This window comes from Terriglobia bacterium (genome assembly GCA_020072845.1).
Lineage (GTDB): Bacteria > Acidobacteriota > Terriglobia > Terriglobales > Acidobacteriaceae > JAIQGF01.
In genome coordinates this window covers 22244-41440 of sequence record JAIQGF010000005.1, presented here as the reverse complement: position 1 = coordinate 41440, position 19197 = coordinate 22244, and the positions used below count along the sequence as shown (strand labels likewise).

Here is a 19197-nt window from a genome sequence, read left to right as displayed (position 1 = left end):
TCTGACCGGCCCGTATAATCAGACTCTTGGAACTCACCATCGAAAAACTGATCTACGGCGGCGATGGCTTGGCGCATCTGCCCGCTGAGGAACGACCACCCCGCGGCGGCAAAGGCGGCCTTCGCGGGGACCCCGAACGCGGCAAAGGCAAAGCCGTGTTTGTGCCGTTCGTCCTCCCCGGCGAGCGGGTGGACGCCACACTAAAAGACGAGAAGCCCGGATTTGCGCGCGCGCGGCTGAACCGCGTGCTGCAGCCTGCGGCGGAACGCATCGAGCCCGGCTGCCCGCATTTCGGCCAGTGTGGCGGATGCCAGTACCAGCACGCGTCGTACGAACATCAACTGCAAATCAAGGCCGGCATCGTGCGCGAAACTCTGCGCCGGCTCGCCAAACTGGAGTTTGACAACGACATCAACGTCCATCCCTCGCAGCCATGGAACTATCGCAACCGCACGCGCATGCGCGTCCGCACCGAACCCGAATTCGTTGTCGGCTACAACCGCTTCGCCTCGCACGCGCTGCTGCCGGTGCGCCAGTGCCCGATCAGCTCGCCCCTGATCAATCGCGCGCTGGCCACGATATGGAATCTTGGCGAAGCGGGAAAAGTTCCGGCCGGGGTGACGGAAATCGAGTTCTTCGCCAACGCCGAAGATTCCGAGCTGCTGCTGGAGGTGACGCTTGCGCCGCAGCACTCGCCAGACCTTCGCGCCGTGGCGGACTTTGCCCGTGAATTGCGCCATGAATTTCCCGCGGCGGTGGGCGTGGTTCCATTTCAGCCGGCGGCCAACGCAAGCGTGGTTCGGATTGATGTTCCGAAAGACATGGCCGCGGACTTTGGCGGCGACTTCCTGGTGTACCGCACGCGCCACGCCAATTACCGGGTCAGCGCCGGATCGTTCTTTCAGACCAACCGTTTCCTGATCGACGAAATGGTGGCGCTGGTCAGCGCGGATTGCAGCGGCGGCTTTGCCCTCGACCTCTATGCGGGCGTGGGGCTGTTCTCGCTGCCGCTGTCACAGAATTTCCGGCAGGTGGCGGCGGTGGAGTCGGCAGACTGCTCATTTCACGACTTGCAGGTGAACTCGCCCTCGAACGCGACCGGCTACCGGGTTGACGTGCAGAAGTTTCTGGCGCAGGTGCCAGCCGAAACCCGTTTCGACTACGTGATCGTGGATCCGCCGCGCGGCGGCCTGGGCGAGAAAGTCGCGTTGGTTCTCGCCGGGCTCAAAGCGCCGCAAATTACGTATGTCTCCTGCGACCCGGCAACGCTGGCGCGCGACCTGCGCGTGCTGACGCAAGCCGGGTATAGCATGCGCCAGATTCACCTCCTCGATCTCTTCCCCCAGACGTTCCATATCGAAACTGTTGTCCGGCTGGAGCGATAAGTTCTCGGCTGCGGCGGATGTTTTCCCCTGATAATCAGCGGTTCAGGCGATGCTTCCGCAACTTGCCAACCCGCCGCCGCACGAGCGAGCGCCCGCGCTGCTGGCCGCCACCGCCTTTACCGCCGGTATCCTGCTTGCCTCGCGCGTATGGCGTCCGCCGATGTGGTGGGCGGTTGCCTGTTTCGTCCTGGTTGCTGCAGCGCTGGTGTTCCGCCGGAAGAACTCGACGACAGCCATGGGCGCGGCGTTGTGTGCCGTCGTGGCGCTCGGTTGCCTCGCCGGTGAGGCGCGCAATGCCGAATTCTCAGATTCCATTCGCGGCCAGCAAATCGCGCCTTACCTCGACGGTTCGGAAGTGAACATTACCGCGCATGTCGTCCGCGACGGTGTGGTTCGCGTGCTCGGAGGCGACCGGCGGCAGATCGTGGAGATCGAGACGGAGGAAATCGCGCCGGCGGAAGACACACACGCGGGGGCGCGTGTGCCACAAGCTGCCGTTCATGCCGGGATGCGCCTGACCATCTACTCGCGCGATGAAAACGAAGACAGCGACGCGCCCGAGACTTCGGCTCACCACCAATTTACTTATGGCGAGCGGCTGCGCTTCACGGCGCGGCTGAGGGAGCCGCGCAATTTCGGCAATCCCGGCGCGTGGGACTACCGCGGGTATCTGGCGGGACGCGGTATCACAAGCCTGGCGTCGGTAAGAGCGGACCGCATCGAGCTGCTCCCCGGCTTCAGTGGCACGCGCTGGGGCGATTGGGCGAGCCGCGCCCACCGCAGCATTCTTGCGCACGTGCATGCGCTATGGGACCCGCCGCGCGCGGCGCTGATTGACGCCATGCTCATCGGTGATACCGCCTCCATCCACCGCGACACGCGCATGGCGTTCCAGCGCACCGGCGTCTACCACATCCTGGTGGTGTCGGGCATGAACGTCAGCATCCTGGCGTTCGTGATTTTCTGGGTGCTGCGGCGGCTGCGCGTGAGTGAAGTGATCTCGTCGGCAACGACGGTCGTCATGTCGATTGGGTACGCCTACATCGCGGATCTCGGCGCGCCCATCCTGCGTGCCGTCTTCATGCTCACGGTTTATCTCGGCACGCGCTTGCTCTATCGCGACCGCGCGGCGCTCAATGCGGTGGGCACCGCGGCGCTGGTGCTGCTGGCGCTCGATCCACGTTCACTGTTCGATGCCAGTTTTCAACTGACCTTCGGCGCGGTGCTGGCGATCGCGGGCATCGGCGTGCCGCTGCTCCGCCGGACCTCGGAAGCATACCGGCGCGCTCTCAGCGGACTGGACGAAACCGGCCGCGACCTCACCATGCCGCCGCGCATGGCGCAGTTTCGGCTCGACCTGCGCCTGTTGCGCCAGCGGCTGGCGAAGCTCACCGGCGGCTGGGTCGCTCATGTGGTTGTGATCGGAATCCCGCAGACGCTGGTCGCGGCCTGCGAAATCCTGCTGATCTCCATCGTCGCGCAGTTCGCGCTGACGCTGCCCATGATTGTGTATTTCCACCGCGCCACCGTTGTCGGCCTGCCGGCGAATGCGGTGGTAGTCCCGCTCACCGGCGTGCTGATGCCCGCCGCAGTGGCGGCGCTGGGGCTGTCGTACGTCTCGCCCGCACTGGCGAAACCTGCCGTCATGGTCACCGCCTGGGCGCTGGACGGCATCACCGGCTCCATACGAGTCCTGGGCGGCTTGAGGGCGGCGGATTGGCGCGTGCCGCCGCCCACATGGTTGGCGGCCGTGTGTGCCGTGTGCGCGTTCGTCGTCTGCGTGTGGTCGCTGCGACAACGTCGCCGCGCGCTCGCCGGCGCCGGCCTTGCCGCGCTCCTGCTATCCGCACTTGTGCTCATCCTCGTTCCGCGCAAGCCACAGCTTGTGCCGGGCGTGCTGGAGATTACCGCCATCGACGTCGGCCAGGCCGATTGCACGCTGGTGGTGACGCCCGAGGGCAAGACGTTGGTGGTGGACTCCGCCGGTGCGCTCGGCCCCTCCGTCTCGGAATTCGATTTCGGGGAAGACGTGATCGCGCCCTACCTGTGGTGGCGCGGCATCACGCGCCTGGACGCCGCCGTGCTCACGCACGCGCACTCCGACCATCTCGGCGGCATGGCGACCATCATCAGCGGCTTTCGCCCGCGGGAGCTCTGGGTCGGACCGAACGCGCTGACCGCGGGATATACGCGTCTATTGCGGCAGGCATCGGCCAACAACGTCGCCGTCATCCGCCGCTACGCCGGCGATAAGATCGTCTTCGGCGGCGCGACTTTCGAGGTGCTTTCCCCACCGCGCGATTGGAAGGTCGCGGCGCGGGTGCGCAACAACGATTCGCTTGTGCTGAAGATCGTGTATCGAAATTCCGCGGCGCTGCTGCCTGCCGACGCGGAGCGCAAGATCGAGCGCGCGCTGGTGGAACAAGCGCCGCTGCCCCGGGCGGAGCTGCTCAAGGTTGGTCACAACGGCAGCCTGACCTCCAGCGCGCCCGAGTTTCTGGACACGGTGCGGCCGCGGTTCGCGTTCATTTCGGTAGGCTACAGAAATGCTTTCCATCATCCGCGGCCGGAGGTGCTGGAGCTGTTGGCCGAGCGGCACATCGTCACCTTCCGTACGGACACGCTGGGCGCGGTTGGTTTTTACCTGGATGGCGAGGGCGTCAGGCCGGTTCTTCCTCTTCATTCTCCGAATTGAGCTCGCCCGCCGCGCTGGCCCGGTACTCCTCGATGATGCGGCGCGCCTCGTCGGCCTCTTCCGCGGCAACCTTGACCACTGTGCCGCCGACGCCGGGCAGCACGTCCTGGGGAGCAGCGATGGCGGTCACCATGCAGTCGATGCCGGCGGTCTCGAGCAATCCGCTCACTACCATCGCTTCCGATTCTTCGTTGGAGCCAAACACCTGCACCAGCTCTTCATTGGGCATAGGTTTGGTGGCCATAGATCCTCCCCCGTGGTTGGATGCGCCAATCCGGTTACTCCGGTTACTCGGGCACGCCGGAATTCCGCTTGCATCCGCGGCGGGCCTCGATATGATGCGCAACAGACCGCAGCAAATCGTAGCAGAGTTCCGGCTCGAGGGGACGCCAGGCGACACGGATAAAACTTAGGCGTGTGCCGCTCCGGGAAAACGGGCCTTGACATTTTGTATAGTGATACTTTACACTATACGGAGTGATCAAGAGCTTCCGGCACAAAGGTGTCGAGCAGTACTTCAAGAACGGCTCGAAAGCCAGGATTCAGGCGAAGCACGCGGAACGCCTTCGTAAGCAGCTCTTTGCTCTGGACAGCGCCAGGGCTCCGCAAGATATGAACGCTCCGGGCTGGAGGCTGCATCGTTTACGGGGAGATTTAGAGAACCACTGGGCCGTGGAAGTGAGCGGAAACTGGCGTCTTACATTTGCCTTCGAAGGTGAGGACGCAGTGCTGGTGGACTACAAGGATTATCACTGAGGCGGACATGAGGATGTACAACCCACCCCATCCGGGAAGTGTATTGCGGGACTATCTGCAAGGCGTGTCGGTGACCAATGCGGCCAGGCACCTGGGTGTCACCCGGGTTGCGTTGTCGCGCATCCTGAACGGCAGCGCGGGAATATCGGCTGACATGGCTTTGCGACTGTCCGATGCACTTGGCACCAGTCCCGATTTGTGGTCCGGGATGCAGGCACAATACGATCTGTGGCAGGCATCGAGAAAGAAGCGGAAAAAGGTTGGGCGGCTGGTCGCAGCATGAGCCCGCGCTAGCCGAGCCTTCGCTGTCATGGCTAATTGAAGACCGGCATCCAGAGCCGCTTTCGATCGAAGCGCAACACGGTGGCGTGATTTTCATCCAATCAGGGGCCAAATGAGGGAATCTGAGGAAACGCGCAATCCGCAGTGGAGCCAGGCCGAACAGGAAGAATTGCGCATGATCCGGCGGCTGCAGGTGATGATGAACATGGTCATGTCCGTCATCAGCCAGGACGTGAACATGACCGTCGAGGAAGCTTCCGAGCTGGTGGCCGACGCCAAGCGCGCCGCCCTCGCCATGTTCCCCGACAAGGAACTCGCCTACGATCTCATCTACAAACCGCGGCTGCAACGTTTGATGAAGGAGCGTTTCCGCCTGCAATAGCGCCGTCGTCTAGCTGGTCCGCGCCAACTCGTACAGGTACTCGACATAGGAGCGCGCCGCCCCGTCCATCCCCTGCACCTTGGGGTTCGCCGACTCGATCACGTAATACTCATCCGGGGCATGCGCGCCGCTTCCGTGTCCCAGGCCGAAGTGTCCCGCCGGCAAGCGCAGCGGATCGCCGGTAAACACGTATCCCGGCCACGAACCTGCCAGGCGCGGCATCACCACCGGCTCGATGCCCGCCCGCCGGTAGACCGCCGTCTCCGCCCGAATCAGCGCCGAATTGGCCGGCGTGCTCGTCGGGTCGTAGCCGCCGCTCATGTTGACCTCGATGTCGCCAAAGCCGTGTTTGGCCAGGTGTGCCTTCAAGGCCGCCAGCGCGTCCGCCGCGGTCATGTCCGGCACCAAGCGCAAATCGAGTTTCGCCACCGCTTTGTGAGGCAGGATTGTCTTGCCGCCCGGCCCGGTGTACCCGCCGACCAGGCCCTCGATATTCACCGTCGGCTGCGAAACCAGCATCTCCAACGCCTGCTGGAAACTGACGTCGTGCACCCAGTGCTGCACGCCGAGCTGCTTTTTGGCCCCTTCTTCATTCATCCGCCGCGCTGCCACCGCGATCATCTGCTTTTCCTCCGCCGAGAGCGGGCGCGCCTTGGCCGCAAAGCCTTCAATCGCGGGCGTATTGCCGTCCGCCGACACCAGCGTGGTCAGCGCCTGCACCAGGTGCCATGCCGGGCTGTCCACCCGCGCCTTGTTGCTGGAGTGGATGTCCTGCTGCGGCCCGCGGCCCCAGCGCTCGCCGCTGGACACCAGTTCGCATTCGATGACTCCCTTCGCTCCCAGGTAAACGGTGACTTGTCCTTGCAGGTCCTGCGATGGAAAAGGCATAAACACGCCCTCACAGCGCTTCAGTGCGGCGGCGACGTCGGGCCGGCGCACCACCTGCGGAAAGTGCGGCGATCCGATCTCCTCCTCGCCTTCCGCCACGAATACCAGGTTCACCGGCAGCTTCCGCCCGGCGCCCCGCATGGCGTGCAGCGCCGCCAGGAATGTGGCCTCCGGCCCCTTCTGGTTCACCGCGCCCCGTCCGACGACAATCTTGCCCAGTCCGGGCTTATCCACCAGCCTGGCCTCAAAGGGCGGCGACGACCACTCCGACGGGTCCACCTGCTTGACGTCGTACATGAAATACAGGCCGAGGGTGCGGGGCGCGCCGGCGTCGTAGACGGAGAAGATTCCCGGCTGGCCATCGGTCGGGACCTTCGTCACGTTGGTGAATCCCGCCTCGCGCAGCATGCTCATGGTCAACTCGCAGCCCTCGTTCACGCCGCGGTTTTCCGCCGCGATGGAAGGCTGCCGGATCCACTGCTGCAGGCGCCGCACCGACTCGTCGTGGCGCTTCTCGATTTCCGCCCAGATGGGCCTCAGATCGGCTTCTTCGGATTCGGCAAGACGCGGCCACGCGAATGCGGCGGCGCCCACGGCGGCGGTGGCGATGAAGTCGCGGCGGTTCATGGCGGGGCAGAATAACCGCTGAGCCGATTCGCTGTCCAGCGCACGCGGCTCAAGTGGTCAGTGGTCAGTGCGACCGAGACTGGCCACTGACCACTAGCCACTCAGTTCTCGCACTGAAACCAGGTCAAACTCACGTTACAATGTCCTCACCGGCTGGGGTGCGCATGTTCAGCGAAGCTCGACCCTCGAACCGCAGGTGGAACGCCTCGTTGCTGGTGTCCTTCGTTCTGCACTGCGTGGTCATTTACGTTCTCGTGCGGCCACCCCGCCCCATCTACGTCACGCCGTCCTCGGTCGCGTTCGGACACGGCGGCACTTCCACCGAGCTGGTTTACCTGTCGCAGCATGGTTCGGCCGCCGCCCAAGATCCCGAAGCCAGGCCGGAACAACGCCGCATCGCGCTGCGCTCGCCGGCGCGCCCGCGCCCCAAGCCCAGCCCGAAGCCCTCGGCTCTGAACAACGCGCAACAGATCGTTTCCGCCGACCAGCCCTCTCGCGCCGGATCTCCCTTCGGCTCGCTGGCGCAAGGACCCGCCACCGGCCACGACATCCGGCCGGCGTTGCCGCTGGTTTTCCCGAATCCCGCCATCCTGCCCTGGCAAGTTCCTTCCGGCGTGGAAGGCAATGTGATCGTCGAAGTCACCATTGACGAGCAGGGCAACGTCACCGAAACCAAGGTTCTTCAGGGACTCGGACACGGCATTGAGGAGAAGGTGGTCGCCGCCTTGCGCAACTGGCGTTTCCGCCCCGCGATCATGGACGGCCGCGCCATTCCTTCGCAGCAGGATGTCTACTTTCATTTCCCCAGCTAGCGAACTCGCGCGATCCTGAGCGCTCGCACGCCCAAGACACAGCCGGCTTCGCGTCTTATAATCTCGGCCATGCGCTGCGTAGCCCCGCTCGTCGCCGTCGTGTTGATTTCCGGCGTTCTGCTCGCCCAGGAGAAGCCGCAAGCTGCGCCGGAGCAGAAGAACCCCACGTATGTCAGCCCGTCGGCGCGCCTCGCCGCCGCCAAAACGGTATTCATAAAAAACAACGGCGGCAGCGAAATTCCGTTTAACGTCATCAACGGGGGACTGGAAGGCTGGGGCAGGTTCTTGCTGGTCGATTCGCCCGCGCAGGCCGACATCGTCATTGAGGTTACCTCTCCGGACGACGACCACACCTCGCAGAACGCAACCAAGACAAAGGTCGGCGCCAGTGGCCGCATGGAGGAGTCCGCCTCCGCCAGCCGGAACGTTTACGAGGGGCCGATCAAGATGGTCGTGTCCGACGCTCGCACGCACCTCACCCTCTGGGCCGCGTCGGATCAGCCTAAGGGCGGGTTCCGCCAGCGCGCACGCGATGAACACCTGGTGGAAGCCGCCGAGCGCCTGCTAACAAAATTCCGCGAGCGCATCGAACCGCCGCCGCCCGCGGCAAAATAAGCGTAGATCGCAGTCCGGAGTTGGCAGGGAAAGAAAAGCGGGAGCTTACTGGGGGACGGGAGCTTTGGCCGCGCGCCGGTGGTCTTCTTCGAATGCGCGCCGCACCCAGCGCTCGATCACGCCTCGCCGGTGGTGCGTCGGATCGAAGCGAACGCCGAACTGCTGGCCCCGTTTATGGCAAACCACGGCGGGAATTTCGATGGGAGTTTTTTCCGGCAGGATGAAGGAAAGCTGTACCGGCTGCGCCACCTTGACCGGCGCCTCGGCTTTCAGCAGCATGCCGCCGCGGCTGATGTCCTGGCTGTCGGCCTGGTAGGTCTCGCCGAACGATTCCACCTGCACCGGGATCACGAGTTTAATGCGCGCGTTGTTGCGGCGCGACTCCGGCGATTTTCCCTCTCCGGCCATGATCAGCCAGACGGTTACCGCCACCGCCACCAACGCGCATAGGATGACCAGGTACATTCGTGCAGAGTATATGTCACAGAGCAAGTATCGGCGGGCCGCCGAAAACCAATCATTGCAAATTACCCATCACCCATGGCGGCTCACGCCCTCGCCCGCTTCGCGCTCCGGGAGAGAATCGACAGGATCTCCTGCAAGCCCTGGCGCACACGCTTCAGCCCATCGCTGGGCGCCCGCCGCGGAAACGGCAAGCCCACCTGGTTTTTGGTCGCCTTGGCCTCGGTGCGCAGTTGCTGCCGCGCCCCGGCAATGGTGAAGCCCTGGTCGTAAAGCAGAGCCTTGATGCGCAGCACGTTTTCCAGATCGCGACGCCGGTACATACGTTGCCCGGTGCTGCTTTTGTTCGGCTTCAGTTGCGGGAACTCGGTCTCCCAGAATCGCAGCACATAGGCCGGCAGCCGGCACAGCCGCGACACCTCTCCGATGCGGAAATACAGTTTGTCGGGGATCAGCACTTCTTCCACCTTGCGTTTTGCGGATTTTCTCGCCGTCGCCATCGTAGTACCCGGCATCGCGCTGCCTTGCCCTGCGTTTTCTAGCACGAGGTGAGCCGCAAGGACAACACCGATATTGTCTTCGACTCTAAATTCCACAGGAACGGCCATGCTGCAACCAGGCCCTCGGTGCTTCGCCCGCAACGACAACCCCAGTACGAATTTTACTATTGACTTGCCTACTAACTGACCGCAATATCTTGGATCAGAGTGACGAGCCATGCCAAGAATGGTTGGCTCATTGGTCTCCGGGCTCTGAACAAGGGAGAAACGTTCTAGGAGGAATCAACCACATGCCAGCAAAGAAAAAGGCAAAGAAGAAAGCCAAGAAGCACTAACGAGTACGCATTCGCGTACCCAGGGCCCCTGATGAAGTTTCAACGGGCTTCCGCCATCGGAAGCCCTTTTACTTGGTTCTGCGATGTGAGTTGCGAGCGGCAACCGGCAACTCAGTACAATGTCCCCATGGACGTTGCCGCCGCCTATCTCGATGAAGCCCGTCGCGCGCTGCGCGGCCACAAGCGCCTCGCCGAGGGCGCCATCTCCCAGCTTTCCGACCACGAGCTCTTCCTTCAGCTCGATCCCGAATCGAACAGCGTTGCCGTCATCATGAAGCACATCGCCGGCAACATCGCTTCGCGCCTCACCGATTTCCTCACCAGCGACGGCGAAAAGCCCGACCGCCATCGCGACCGGGAATTCGAAATTTCGCCCGCCACCACGCGTGCCCAGCTCATGCAAATGTGGGAAGCCGCCTGGCAGATCGCCTTCGACACATTTGCATCGCTGCAGCCCGCCGATCTGGAGCGCAGGGTCACCATTCGCGGCGAACCCTACACCGCATTCCAGGCGCTGCACCGCGCCGTGGCTCATTACGCCTACCACGTCGGCCAGATCGTTTTTCTGGCCAAGCATTTTCGCGGCGCCGAATGGAAGACGCTCAGCATCGCGCGCGGCGAGTCCGAGCAATTCAATTCCGCCAAGCTCACCGGCAAGGGCGATGGCGCGCACGCGCTGGACGCCAACCGGGCGGAAGACCTGAAGAAAGTCAGAAATAAGAAGTAAGAAATAACAAGTCGGAAGCAATAAGTAAAATTCCTATCGGCCTTGTAATTCCAATTCGCACTTCTGACTTCTGACTTGCCAGTCGCACCTCCTCGACTCCTCCCGCCGGGCCGCCAGATGCTCACTGAGGATTGTGCGGGTCATCACTGACACTTCATTACAAAAGAGACTCTTGTGAGTGACTTACTGCCCCGGGCGGCGCCTGTCAAAAAGGGAACGAGGCGTGCTTCAAAGTCATCGTCAACACTCTATCGCCGGAGTGAGTGACGGAGAGGCAGCTCGGAGCGTCTAGGAACCTTCGGAAAACGAGGTCTCCCATGCCGCACGAACGCTTCAAGTGTTCCACCTCCCAAGCTTTTCTGGTGCTCTTCTGCATCATCGCACAACCGCTATTCGGCCAGGAAAAGACTGGTGCAACCATCGCGCCAACCGGCGAAATGCAAGCAATCATGGAGCAATTGGGCTCAGAGAACGTGACAACCCAAATGCATGCCCTAGAGAGACTCAAGGGGCAGAAAAACAAGCGGCCGGCCCTGCCAGCCTTGCATGCTTTGCTTGTCGCTCACCGAGACGACGCACCCGAGTCGGTAGAGCAGCGGGCGAGGGAAATCAACCTTCTCCTTGCCGTCCAGAACCTGCTCAGCATTGGGGATGCGAGCTCGCTTCAGCCCCTCCAAGAACTTGGGGCTCGCGAGGGAAACGAACTTTCCAAGGTGGCCCTTGCCTGGGGCACCGCGGCTCTCGGTGACCCCTCCGGCACTGAGATACTGCTTACGCGATTGAGGGATACCGGTGCTCCCAACAAGTTCGAGGCCGCGAAAGCTCTGCGTGAAACAGCAGCTCAGGCCTGCAAGGATCTCATCGAGCGGGGGCGACTCCAACCCGTGATCTTGCTTGACGTGGCGCGCCAAGCTTCCAAAGATTTCGATTCGAAGAATGAAAACAAGGGGAAGAGCCTGGCAGAGCTTCGGGCGAAGGCGGCCACACTGTACGGTTACGAACTCGATGCTGCGCTGTCGCGGGCGAGAGAGCTTAGTCGCCTTCTTACAGCATACAGCGACGTGTGGACGAAGGCGCTCTTGGTACTAGCTGTAACCGAGAAAGGGGTGCCGGTGCTTGCTGCGGCTCTTCGTGACCCCGATCCCAGTTTGGTGGACCTCAGGGGCACCATGGTTGCCACCCTCGGCGAGAGCAAGGATGATCGCGCTGTGCTGCCTCTGATTGAGCTGCTGCGAGACTCCTCGGATCAGTCGCTCAAGAGCGCGGCAGGGAAAGCGCTACAGAACATCACGGGCCAAAACATCGGCGAAGACGCAGTTGCATGGACTGCATGGTGGAAAGGAAAAAACAAAGGTCGAAAGTAACAAGTAAAAAGTCGGAAGCGGGCAGTAAAATCCCATGGCCTTGTAATTCGCACTTGCACTTCTGACTTCTTAATTCTGACTTGTCTTCTGCCCCCGAAACCGCCCTCGAGTTCAGCGCCTCCCCGCCGGTGCGCATTTCCCCGCGCGCCTACGTGCGCCTGGTGCAGTCGAACCGCAACTTCCGGCGCCTGTGGCTGGCGCAGATGGTCAGCGAAATCGGCGACTGGTTCTACACCGTTACGCTCTACACGCTCCTGCTGCAATTCACCGGACGCGCGCAATCCGTCGGCCTCGCGCTCGTCCTGCAAGTTCTGCCGCAGACCTTCGCCGGACCCTCCGCCGGGGTGGTCAACGACCGCGTCCGCCGCAAGCGCGTCATGATCACCGCCGACATCCTGCGCGCCGGCATCGTGCTGGCGATGTTGCTGGTGCGCTCGCGCTCCACCGTGTGGCTGGTCTATCCGCTGCTGGTGATGGAAACGGTGATGGCGGCCTTTTTCGAGCCGGCGCGCAATTCCGTCATTCCCAACGTCGTCGGGCGCCAGGAAGTGATCGTCGCCAACACGCTCTCGTCCATCACCTGGTCCTTCGATCTGGCGATCGGTGCGTCGCTGGGCGGCATCGTCGCCGTCTTCCTCGGCCGCGAAGCCGTGTTCATACTCAACGCGGTGTCCTTCGTCGCGTCCGCGCTGCTGATCGGCGGAATGAAATTCGACGAGCCCCACGCCGCCGGCCTGCCGCGCTTGCGTGCGCGCGATGTCGTGGATTTTTCGCCGATGATGAAAGGATTGCGCTACCTGCAAGGCCGTCCGCGCCTGCTCGCCACCGTGCTGGTGAAAGGCGGGCTTGGCCTGATGATCGGGTCCACCTGGGTTATCTACACCATCCTCGGCGAACGCCACTTTGCCGTCCATCTCCCCGGCATCGCCGGGCAGCGCGGCGCGGTGCTTGGCATGAGCCTGCTGATCGGCGCGCGCGGCATCGGAGCGCTTCTCGGCCCGCTGCTCGGCGCCGACTGGGCCGGCCAGCGCGATTCCCGCCTCCGCCTGGGAATTTTGCTGGGCTTTCTGGCCGCCGCCTGCGGTGTGGGATCGATCTCCATCGCGCCCAGCGTCTGGCTTGCGATTCTTTCCGTCATCGTCGCCCACTTCGGCGGGTCGATTATCTGGACGTTTTCTACCACCCTGCTTCAGCTCAATTCCGACGACCAGTTCCGCGGCCGCGTCTTCTCCGCCGACCTCGGCATCTGCATGGCCGCCATCTCGCTGACGGCCTGGGCTGCCTCCGCCGCCATCGATGCCGCCGTCCCGGTGCGTTTTCTCGCCGCCTGCACCGGCGCCGCCATTCTCATTCCTGCCGCCGCCTGGGCCATGGCGCAGCGCCTGTGGCGGAGTACGTGACGGCTCACTTCATCACCGCCGCCCCTGCGGTCGCCCGCCGCAGCGCCGCCCGCGCCAGCAATCGAGTGGAATCCAGCACCGGCAGCGGCGAATTCCCATCATTCACCAGCAGCGGGATCTCGGTGCAACCCAGCACCACCGCATCGCACCCGCGCCGCTTCAGGCTTTCGATCACTTGCTGAAAGTAGCTAAGCGCTTCCGCCGAAAATTGGCCGCGCACCAGTTCGTCGAAAATGATCGCATTGATCCGCTCGCGCTCCTCCTCCTGCGGCCGCAACCATCCGATCCCGCGCTTCTCCAATTCCTGCGGGTACACACTACTCTCGACGAGATACTTTGTTCCCGTGATCCCCAACTGGCGAAAGCCGCGCCGCAACGCCTCATCGCCTACCGCGCCTGCAATGTCAATCCACGGCAGCGGCGACCGCGGCCTAACCATCGGCATCGCCTGGTGAATGGTGTTATCGGGGCAGATCAAAAAGTCCGCGCCGCACTTCGCCAGCTTCTCTGCCGACGACAGCATCAGTTCCGCCACACCCTGCCAGTCGTTCCGGTAAATGCAATTCATGTATTCGGCGAGCGGGTGGGTGTGCATCGAGACCTCGGGATGATCGTGCCTCCCCATCATCTGCTCGCCTTCCACGCAGATCGTGCGATAGCACAGCGCCGCTCCCTCCGCGCTGCAGCCCACGATGCCGATGTGTTTGGCCTTCATGATGAAAATGCGACCCCAGATTGCCGAATTGCCGAAGTGCGGAATTGCCGAATTGACCCCTCCGAATTCAATTTCGCAATTCTGCAATTCGGCAATTCCGCAATGAATTCATTCCAGCTCCGCTTCCATCCGCCACTCTTCTCCGTCGTACTCCACCCTCAGCAGGTTTGGCTTGCAGCACACTTGACAATCCTCCACGTACTGCTGGCGGCGCCCCGCCGACACATCCACCGACGTCTCATTCCACGCGCCGCACGCCGCACACTGAAAGCCCGCCATTATCTCCTCAGCACCGTATCGTAGGGATCCAGCGCCACATTCCGGGCGCCTGCGGGCGCGCTGAACCGGAAGCTCGTCTCCTTGCCGTCGGCGAACACGCGTCCCAACAGCACGTTGCGACCGCCAACGGAGACATACACCGGCACCGAGGTCACCAGCTCATCCGGCGCTTCCGTCTGCAGAATTTTTCCCGTGACCAACGCGCCCGCGCCCCGCCGCACTACCTTGACATCCTTGAGCGCCAGACGCGGGATCGCCGTCCCCTTTACCCAACTTTCCAGAAACCACTCCAGCGATCTACTGTCTTCATAGCGCAGCGAATCCGGCAACTCCTCTTCCATCACACGCAGAAAGTCCGACGTGGTCATCTCTCTTTCCTGGTACCGGTCGCGCAATGTCCGCAGCGCGCGCAGGAACGGTTCGTCGCTGCCGCCTGCCGCATCCCGCATCATGGAGCGCAGCATGTGCAGCAGCCATGCGCCGCGCCCGTAGCTCACCACGTCAAAGCCGTCGGGGAAATGGGACGACGTCAGCCGCAGTCCCAGGGTTACCGGTCCCGCGCGGGCATACTCCTCGCCCTCGGCATTCTTCGACAACAGGTCCGCCCGGTAGTTCCGCAGCATCTGCCTGCAGTCCGCGGCGCGATCTTTTTCGTACGCCAGAATCGCCGAATAGCTGGCCAGCGCCTCCACCAGCCACTGGTCGCGATAGGTCTTCCATCCCACCAGGTCGCCCCACCACTGGTGTGCGGTCTCATGCGTCTGCATGAAGCCGTTGTAAGTGAGCGCAGCCTCCGTGCCAACCCGCGCTGTCCGCAGTTCTCCCGGCGATAGAAACGCATAGCTCGACAGGAAGATCAGTCCGGGCCAGCCCTGGCTGTTTCTGCCCGGCATCTGCGATAGCGTCAGCGAACCGTATGGATAGGGGCCAAAACTGCGGGCGAAGAAATCAATCGCGCGCGCCGATCGTTGCGCCACCACTTCCCCGTAGCTGGCGGCCGCGGGAGCGGGCCGCGGCATCACTACCAGCGGCGGCATCACTCGCGGAGCGCGCGGCGGCGGCGCAACCACCACCACCTGCTGCCGCTGCTGCGGGAATGTGCTCTCCATGCCCGCCGTGGCGTACGCCTCCACCAGCACATTATTGCCCGCGGTTGCGCTCGCCACCGAGTAGCGGCCCAGGTTGAAGCCCGCCACCGGCATCGGCCGCTCCGACACGTAGTGTGACACCTGCTCGGCGCCGGCGCGCTCTTGCGACACGCGCTTCCCCGTCGCCACCAGCGTCCATGCCTCCGGGAAGCGGAACTCCAGGTCGTATTCCGCCATCGTCAGCCCGCGGTTGGGATACCACACGCCGCGCGCCCCGACGTACACCAGGCCCCCGCCGGCCTCGGACAAAACGTTTCCCGCGTAGGTGAATTTCAGCCGCAGCTTTTGCCCGCGGCGCAGCGCTTCGGGGAACACCACCGCGATCACATCGTTGCCGCGCCGCGCCAGCGCGCTGCCCTCGATGGCTTCGTTTTGCAGGAATTCGATGGCTTTGCCGTCCGCCTCCGCGGCCGTCAGTTTCAGATAGCGCGATAGTTCGAAAAACTCGATGCGCTGCCCGCCGCGGCGCACGTCAACGTCGAGCGTCACATCCGCCCCCAGCACATGCGGCGGCTCGATGCGCGCCTTGATCGTGTACTTCGTGATCCTCAGCGCGGCTGCCTCAACCTGTTCGCCGCCGGTGGGCGTCCCACCCTTGTCAGCGGGGCTTGCTCTCGCTTCACCGGAACTCCTCGCCGACCTCATCGGGAACGAGCACAGAATGTCGTAGTATCCGCTTCCTCCCGCGTACGTCAGCTTCAGCACCGTGATCTGCTCCGCGACCAGCGTGTCGAAGTAAACGTCAAAGATCCCCAGCTTCTCCCCCTGCAGGCGCGCGCGGAAGAGCCGATCATCGCCGTAAGTCTGCTGGTTCAGGTAGGTGGTCATCAGCCGCAGCGCATCGGCTTCGGCCAGGGTACGCGCCGCCTTGTCGTATTTCTCGACGAACGCCTGCGCCTCTTCCTCCCGCCGCAGCGCGGGCTGGAGTTCCTCGGCAGTCCGGTCGTTGAAGCGGAAGTACGCGGTGGTGAATTTTTCCTCCAGGATCGCCGCCCCGGTGAACAGCGCCAGCGATCCGCGCTCCGCCTGGCTGGGCGGGAACAGCAGCACCTCGCCTTCGCCCTCGAAGAACGCACCCGTGACGCGGCCGTCCACGCTGCGCACAAAGGCCAGGGTCCCGTCGTCGAGCGTGATATGCAGGTCTTCGCGCTGGATGGCGGCGTCGCGCACGTTGTACACCGCCGCCGGATCCAGACCCACATCGCGGAGTTGGCGGTAAAGCGCCAGTCCCGGCCCAGGCACCGGCGCGGTTGCCATCTGAGCGGCCGTCGGCGCCGCCGGCGCCGAAGTCGCCGGCTGCGGTGCGTTGGCGCCGGTCTGCGCCCACGCCGCGCCCGCCAGCGCGCACCATGATCCCAGCACCGCAGTGATCAGCTGCGTCAAGCCGCGGCGGAAAACACTAATGCTAGAATGCGCCAGCGTGCGACCTCCCTGGATCTTCGCCTTGCTCGTCTGTTCCGCGCTCATGTCGGCGGACACCATCTACCTGAAAAACGGCCGTACCATTTTCGCCGACAAGGCCACGGAGAACGGCCCGCGTGTCTATTATGAGGTCGGCGACGACGCCTATGCCATTCCCAAGGCGCTGGTGGACCACATCGAAACCGGCGGCGCGCCGCCGCCCCGCTCGGCTTCGCCCCTCTCCCCCAAGCCCGCCGATGTTCCCAACGTCTCCGGCAGCCTCGCCGGCAGCGACGCCGTCGCGCTCAAGATCATCAAGGACGGCCGCGTCGATTCCGAGGCTCTGGCCGCTTTGGAGCGTGCCGGCAGCGCCGAGCAGGCCGCCGCAGGATTTTTTCTCGCCGGACGCCACGAATACGAGCGCGGCGACCGCGAGCGCGCCCGCTTCTACCTTGACCGCGCCCTTTCCTTTGCGCCCCAGAACGATGTCATCCTGGTCAGTTACGCCGCCGTCCTGATTCAACTCGGGCGACCTGGCGACGCCATTGATTTCGCCGAGCGCGCCACCCGCGCTGCCCCGAACTCCGCCGACGCCTGGATGATCCTGGGCTTCGCCGACTACAGCGCCGACCGGCTTCCCCAGGCGGTCATCGCGTGGAAGCGTTCGCTCACCCTCCGCCCCGATGACAACGTTCAGAAGTACCTTGCCCGCGCGCAACGCGAACTCAACGCCGAATCTGACTTCTCGCAGGCCGATTCCGGCCACTTCAGCTTTCATTACGAGGGCACGACGACCTCGGCCGACCTCCGCCAGCAGGTGCAGGCTTCCCTGGAGAACAGTTACTCCGACCTCGTCCGCGACCTCGGCATCTCCCCGCGCCAGAACATCTCCGTCTCCCTCTACACCAACCAGGCATTCTTTGACGTCACCGAAGCCCCGTCCTGGATCGGCGCGCTCAATGACGGCAAGTTGCGCATTCCCATCCAGGGTCTGAGCGGCGTCACCCCCGACCTGGCGCGCGTCCTCAAGCATGAGCTGGCGCACTCTTTTATCAACCAGGTTTCCCGCGGGCGCTGCCCGCAATGGCTCAACGAAGGCATCGCGCAACTGGTGGAGCCCAAGCAACTCGGTCCCACGCGCGGCCGCCGCCTCGCCGATCTCTACCGCGGCGGACATCAGATCCCGCTCGCCACGCTGGAGAGCTCCTTCCTCAGCTTCTCGCCGTTTGAGGCCGTCCTCGCCTACGACGAATCCCTCGCCGCCGCCGAATACATCCGCGACACCTACGGCATCGCCGAGCTGCGCGCCATCCTCGAGCGCCTCGGCGACGGCTCCTCCACCGAAACCTCACTCCGCGTCACCCTCCACTCCGGCTACTCCGACCTGGAAGACCAGATCGCCCGCTACCTCTACCTCAAGTACGGAAAGCAGTACTGAGTACCGAGCGCGATGCTTTTGGGACCGCTCTTAATGATTGTCATTCCGAAGGGAATTTGTTCCCCGAGGAATGTGCTGTACTCAGTACCAGGTAGTCCGTACTCACTGCTGGCAACCGACAACTGTCCTGTGCTAACTTTCCCGCACCCTACGGTGCCCGAATGAAGATTCCTTTCCGCTCCCGTGCTCCCGTCCGCGAACTGCGCAAGCCGACGCCGGCGAAGTTTCCCGATTTGCCCACCTTGCGGGTCGGTGCGCTGTATCGCGGCGCGCGCGTTGGCGGCGACTTCTTCGACTTCATCCAGGTCGGTTCCTCGCGCCTTCTGGTTCTGCTGCTCGACATCGCCGGCAAGCGCGAAGAAGCCCTGCACATCGCCGCCGCCATCCAGGACGTTTTCCACGGCGCCGCCGACCTGTTCTACGCCGATGACGTCAACGAGCCGGTTGCTCTCATCAGCATGCTGCTCGACATCAACCGCGCCATCATGGACGCTGCCGGGGGCGTGCGCTGTGCCCCCGCCTTTCTCGGCTGTTACAACGAGGTTCTCGGCACCTGCTGCTACGTCAACGCCGGCCACACCTCGGCGCTGCTCAGGCAAGACAGCGAAATCACCGTGCTCGAAGCCAATGGCCTCCCCCTCGGCCTTTTCTCCCACGCCACGCACGATGCCCAAATATGCGTCATGGGCCCCGGCTCGGCGCTGGTGCTGGTTTCCCGCGGTTTGGTTGAGGCCAAGGCAAACAAGGAAGAATTCGGCCTGGAACGCGTCAAGCAGGCGGTCCGGGAGGCGCCCGGCCACGACGCGCAAGTCCTCTGCCATTGCGTGCTGGAGCGGGTGCGGGAATTCCTCGAGAGCCAGCACAAGCATCGCCTGCTGTCGAAGAGCAACCACCAGATCGCCGAGTCCGATCCCCTCGGCGAAAACGATGCCACCACCCTCGCCCTGGTGCGCTGCGCCGCTGCTGTCGCCATGGCCCCGTGAAAC

19 protein-coding genes are annotated in these 19197 nt (G+C 63.6%); 12 read left to right on the top strand and 7 right to left on the bottom strand.

Annotated elements, in window-relative coordinates:
* Positions 1–26: 26 nt before the first annotated feature.
* Both rlmD and LAN70_04985 read left to right on the top strand, forming a co-directional pair.
* Positions 27–1385 (top strand): 23S rRNA (uracil(1939)-C(5))-methyltransferase RlmD, encoded by a 1359-nt coding sequence (gene rlmD, locus LAN70_04990; GenBank protein MBZ5510509.1) that lies wholly within the window; start codon positions 27–29, stop codon positions 1383–1385.
* A gap of 49 nt (positions 1386–1434) precedes the next feature.
* Positions 1435–4080 carry a ComEC/Rec2 family competence protein gene (locus tag LAN70_04985; protein MBZ5510508.1) on the top strand — a complete coding sequence of 882 codons (2646 nt, stop codon included), beginning with the start codon at positions 1435–1437 and terminating at the stop codon, positions 4078–4080.
* Here LAN70_04985 and LAN70_04980 read toward each other — a convergent pair.
* Positions 4046–4324 carry a DUF2007 domain-containing protein gene (locus tag LAN70_04980; protein MBZ5510507.1) on the bottom strand — a complete coding sequence of 93 codons (279 nt, stop codon included), beginning with the start codon at positions 4322–4324 and terminating at the stop codon, positions 4046–4048. The two genes, LAN70_04985 and LAN70_04980, sit on opposite strands and share 35 nt — an antisense overlap.
* Before the next feature lie 233 nt (positions 4325–4557).
* On the opposite strand from LAN70_04980, the gene LAN70_04975 reads away from it, so the two are divergent.
* The 3 genes from LAN70_04975 to LAN70_04965 all read left to right on the top strand — a co-directional run bounded on the left by LAN70_04975 (position 4558) and on the right by LAN70_04965 (position 5500).
* Positions 4558–4836: a type II toxin-antitoxin system RelE/ParE family toxin gene (locus tag LAN70_04975; GenBank protein ID MBZ5510506.1), complete on the top strand. Its 279-nt coding sequence runs from the start codon at positions 4558–4560 to the stop codon at positions 4834–4836.
* A gap of 7 nt (positions 4837–4843) precedes the next feature.
* Positions 4844–5119 carry a HigA family addiction module antidote protein gene (locus LAN70_04970; GenBank protein ID MBZ5510505.1) on the top strand — a complete coding sequence of 92 codons (276 nt, stop codon included), beginning with the start codon at positions 4844–4846 and terminating at the stop codon, positions 5117–5119.
* Positions 5120–5230: 111 nt separating this feature from the next.
* Positions 5231–5500 carry a hypothetical protein gene (locus LAN70_04965; protein ID MBZ5510504.1) on the top strand — a complete coding sequence of 90 codons (270 nt, stop codon included), beginning with the start codon at positions 5231–5233 and terminating at the stop codon, positions 5498–5500.
* 9 nt (positions 5501–5509) lie between these two features.
* On the opposite strand, the gene LAN70_04960 is transcribed toward LAN70_04965, so the two are convergent.
* The gene (locus LAN70_04960) at positions 5510–7015 is read right to left on the bottom strand and encodes a M20/M25/M40 family metallo-hydrolase (protein ID MBZ5510503.1); all 1506 of its coding nucleotides are present in this window, start codon (positions 7013–7015) and stop codon (positions 5510–5512) included.
* A gap of 164 nt (positions 7016–7179) precedes the next feature.
* Here LAN70_04960 and LAN70_04955 point away from each other — a divergent pair, with 164 nt between their 5' ends.
* Together LAN70_04955 and LAN70_04950 are read left to right on the top strand one after the other, a co-directional pair.
* On the top strand, positions 7180–7827 hold the full coding sequence (locus LAN70_04955; protein MBZ5510502.1) for an energy transducer TonB: 648 nt from the start codon (positions 7180–7182) through the stop codon (positions 7825–7827).
* Positions 7828–7896: 69 nt separating this feature from the next.
* Positions 7897–8442 carry a hypothetical protein gene (locus tag LAN70_04950; GenBank protein MBZ5510501.1) on the top strand — a complete coding sequence of 182 codons (546 nt, stop codon included), beginning with the start codon at positions 7897–7899 and terminating at the stop codon, positions 8440–8442.
* A gap of 45 nt (positions 8443–8487) precedes the next feature.
* On the opposite strand, the gene LAN70_04945 is transcribed toward LAN70_04950, so the two are convergent.
* Together LAN70_04945 and LAN70_04940 are read right to left on the bottom strand one after the other, a co-directional pair.
* Positions 8488–8907, bottom strand: a complete 420-nt coding sequence (locus LAN70_04945) for a PilZ domain-containing protein (GenBank protein ID MBZ5510500.1) — start codon at positions 8905–8907, stop codon at positions 8488–8490.
* Positions 8908–8990: 83 nt separating this feature from the next.
* Complete coding sequence (locus LAN70_04940) at positions 8991–9419, bottom strand: MerR family transcriptional regulator (protein ID MBZ5510499.1); 429 nt, start codon at positions 9417–9419, stop codon at positions 8991–8993.
* Positions 9420–9866: 447 nt separating this feature from the next.
* Between LAN70_04940 and LAN70_04935 the strand changes: the two genes are divergently transcribed.
* The 3 genes from LAN70_04935 (at position 9867) to LAN70_04925 (ending at position 13230) form a co-directional block, all read left to right on the top strand.
* Entirely contained in the window at positions 9867–10466 is a 600-nt protein-coding gene (locus tag LAN70_04935; protein ID MBZ5510498.1) for a DUF1572 domain-containing protein, read from the top strand.
* A gap of 317 nt (positions 10467–10783) precedes the next feature.
* Positions 10784–11830 (top strand): HEAT repeat domain-containing protein, encoded by a 1047-nt coding sequence (locus LAN70_04930; protein ID MBZ5510497.1) that lies wholly within the window; start codon positions 10784–10786, stop codon positions 11828–11830.
* 203 nt (positions 11831–12033) lie between these two features.
* Positions 12034–13230, top strand: a complete 1197-nt coding sequence (locus tag LAN70_04925; protein MBZ5510496.1) for an MFS transporter — start codon at positions 12034–12036, stop codon at positions 13228–13230.
* Positions 13231–13234: 4 nt separating this feature from the next.
* Here the strand turns inward: LAN70_04925 and LAN70_04920 are convergent, their stop codons facing one another.
* The 3 genes from LAN70_04920 to LAN70_04910 all read right to left on the bottom strand — a co-directional run bounded on the left by LAN70_04920 (position 13235) and on the right by LAN70_04910 (position 16839).
* Positions 13235–13945 (bottom strand): amino acid racemase, encoded by a 711-nt coding sequence (locus LAN70_04920; protein ID MBZ5510495.1) that lies wholly within the window; start codon positions 13943–13945, stop codon positions 13235–13237.
* 108 nt (positions 13946–14053) lie between these two features.
* A complete protein-coding gene (locus LAN70_04915) occupies positions 14054–14224 on the bottom strand; it encodes a CPXCG motif-containing cysteine-rich protein (protein MBZ5510494.1) in 171 nt (56 codons plus the stop codon).
* A complete protein-coding gene (locus tag LAN70_04910; GenBank protein ID MBZ5510493.1) occupies positions 14224–16839 on the bottom strand; it encodes a hypothetical protein in 2616 nt (871 codons plus the stop codon). Before LAN70_04910 ends, LAN70_04915 begins: the two co-directional genes overlap by 1 nt.
* Between LAN70_04910 and LAN70_04905 the strand changes: the two genes are divergently transcribed.
* A complete protein-coding gene (locus tag LAN70_04905) occupies positions 16793–18211 on the top strand; it encodes a tetratricopeptide repeat protein (GenBank protein ID MBZ5510492.1) in 1419 nt (472 codons plus the stop codon). The two genes, LAN70_04910 and LAN70_04905, sit on opposite strands and share 47 nt — an antisense overlap.
* Before the next feature lie 161 nt (positions 18212–18372).
* Entirely contained in the window at positions 18373–19194 is an 822-nt protein-coding gene (locus tag LAN70_04900; protein ID MBZ5510491.1) for a SpoIIE family protein phosphatase, read from the top strand.
* Positions 19195–19197 lie beyond the last annotated feature (3 nt).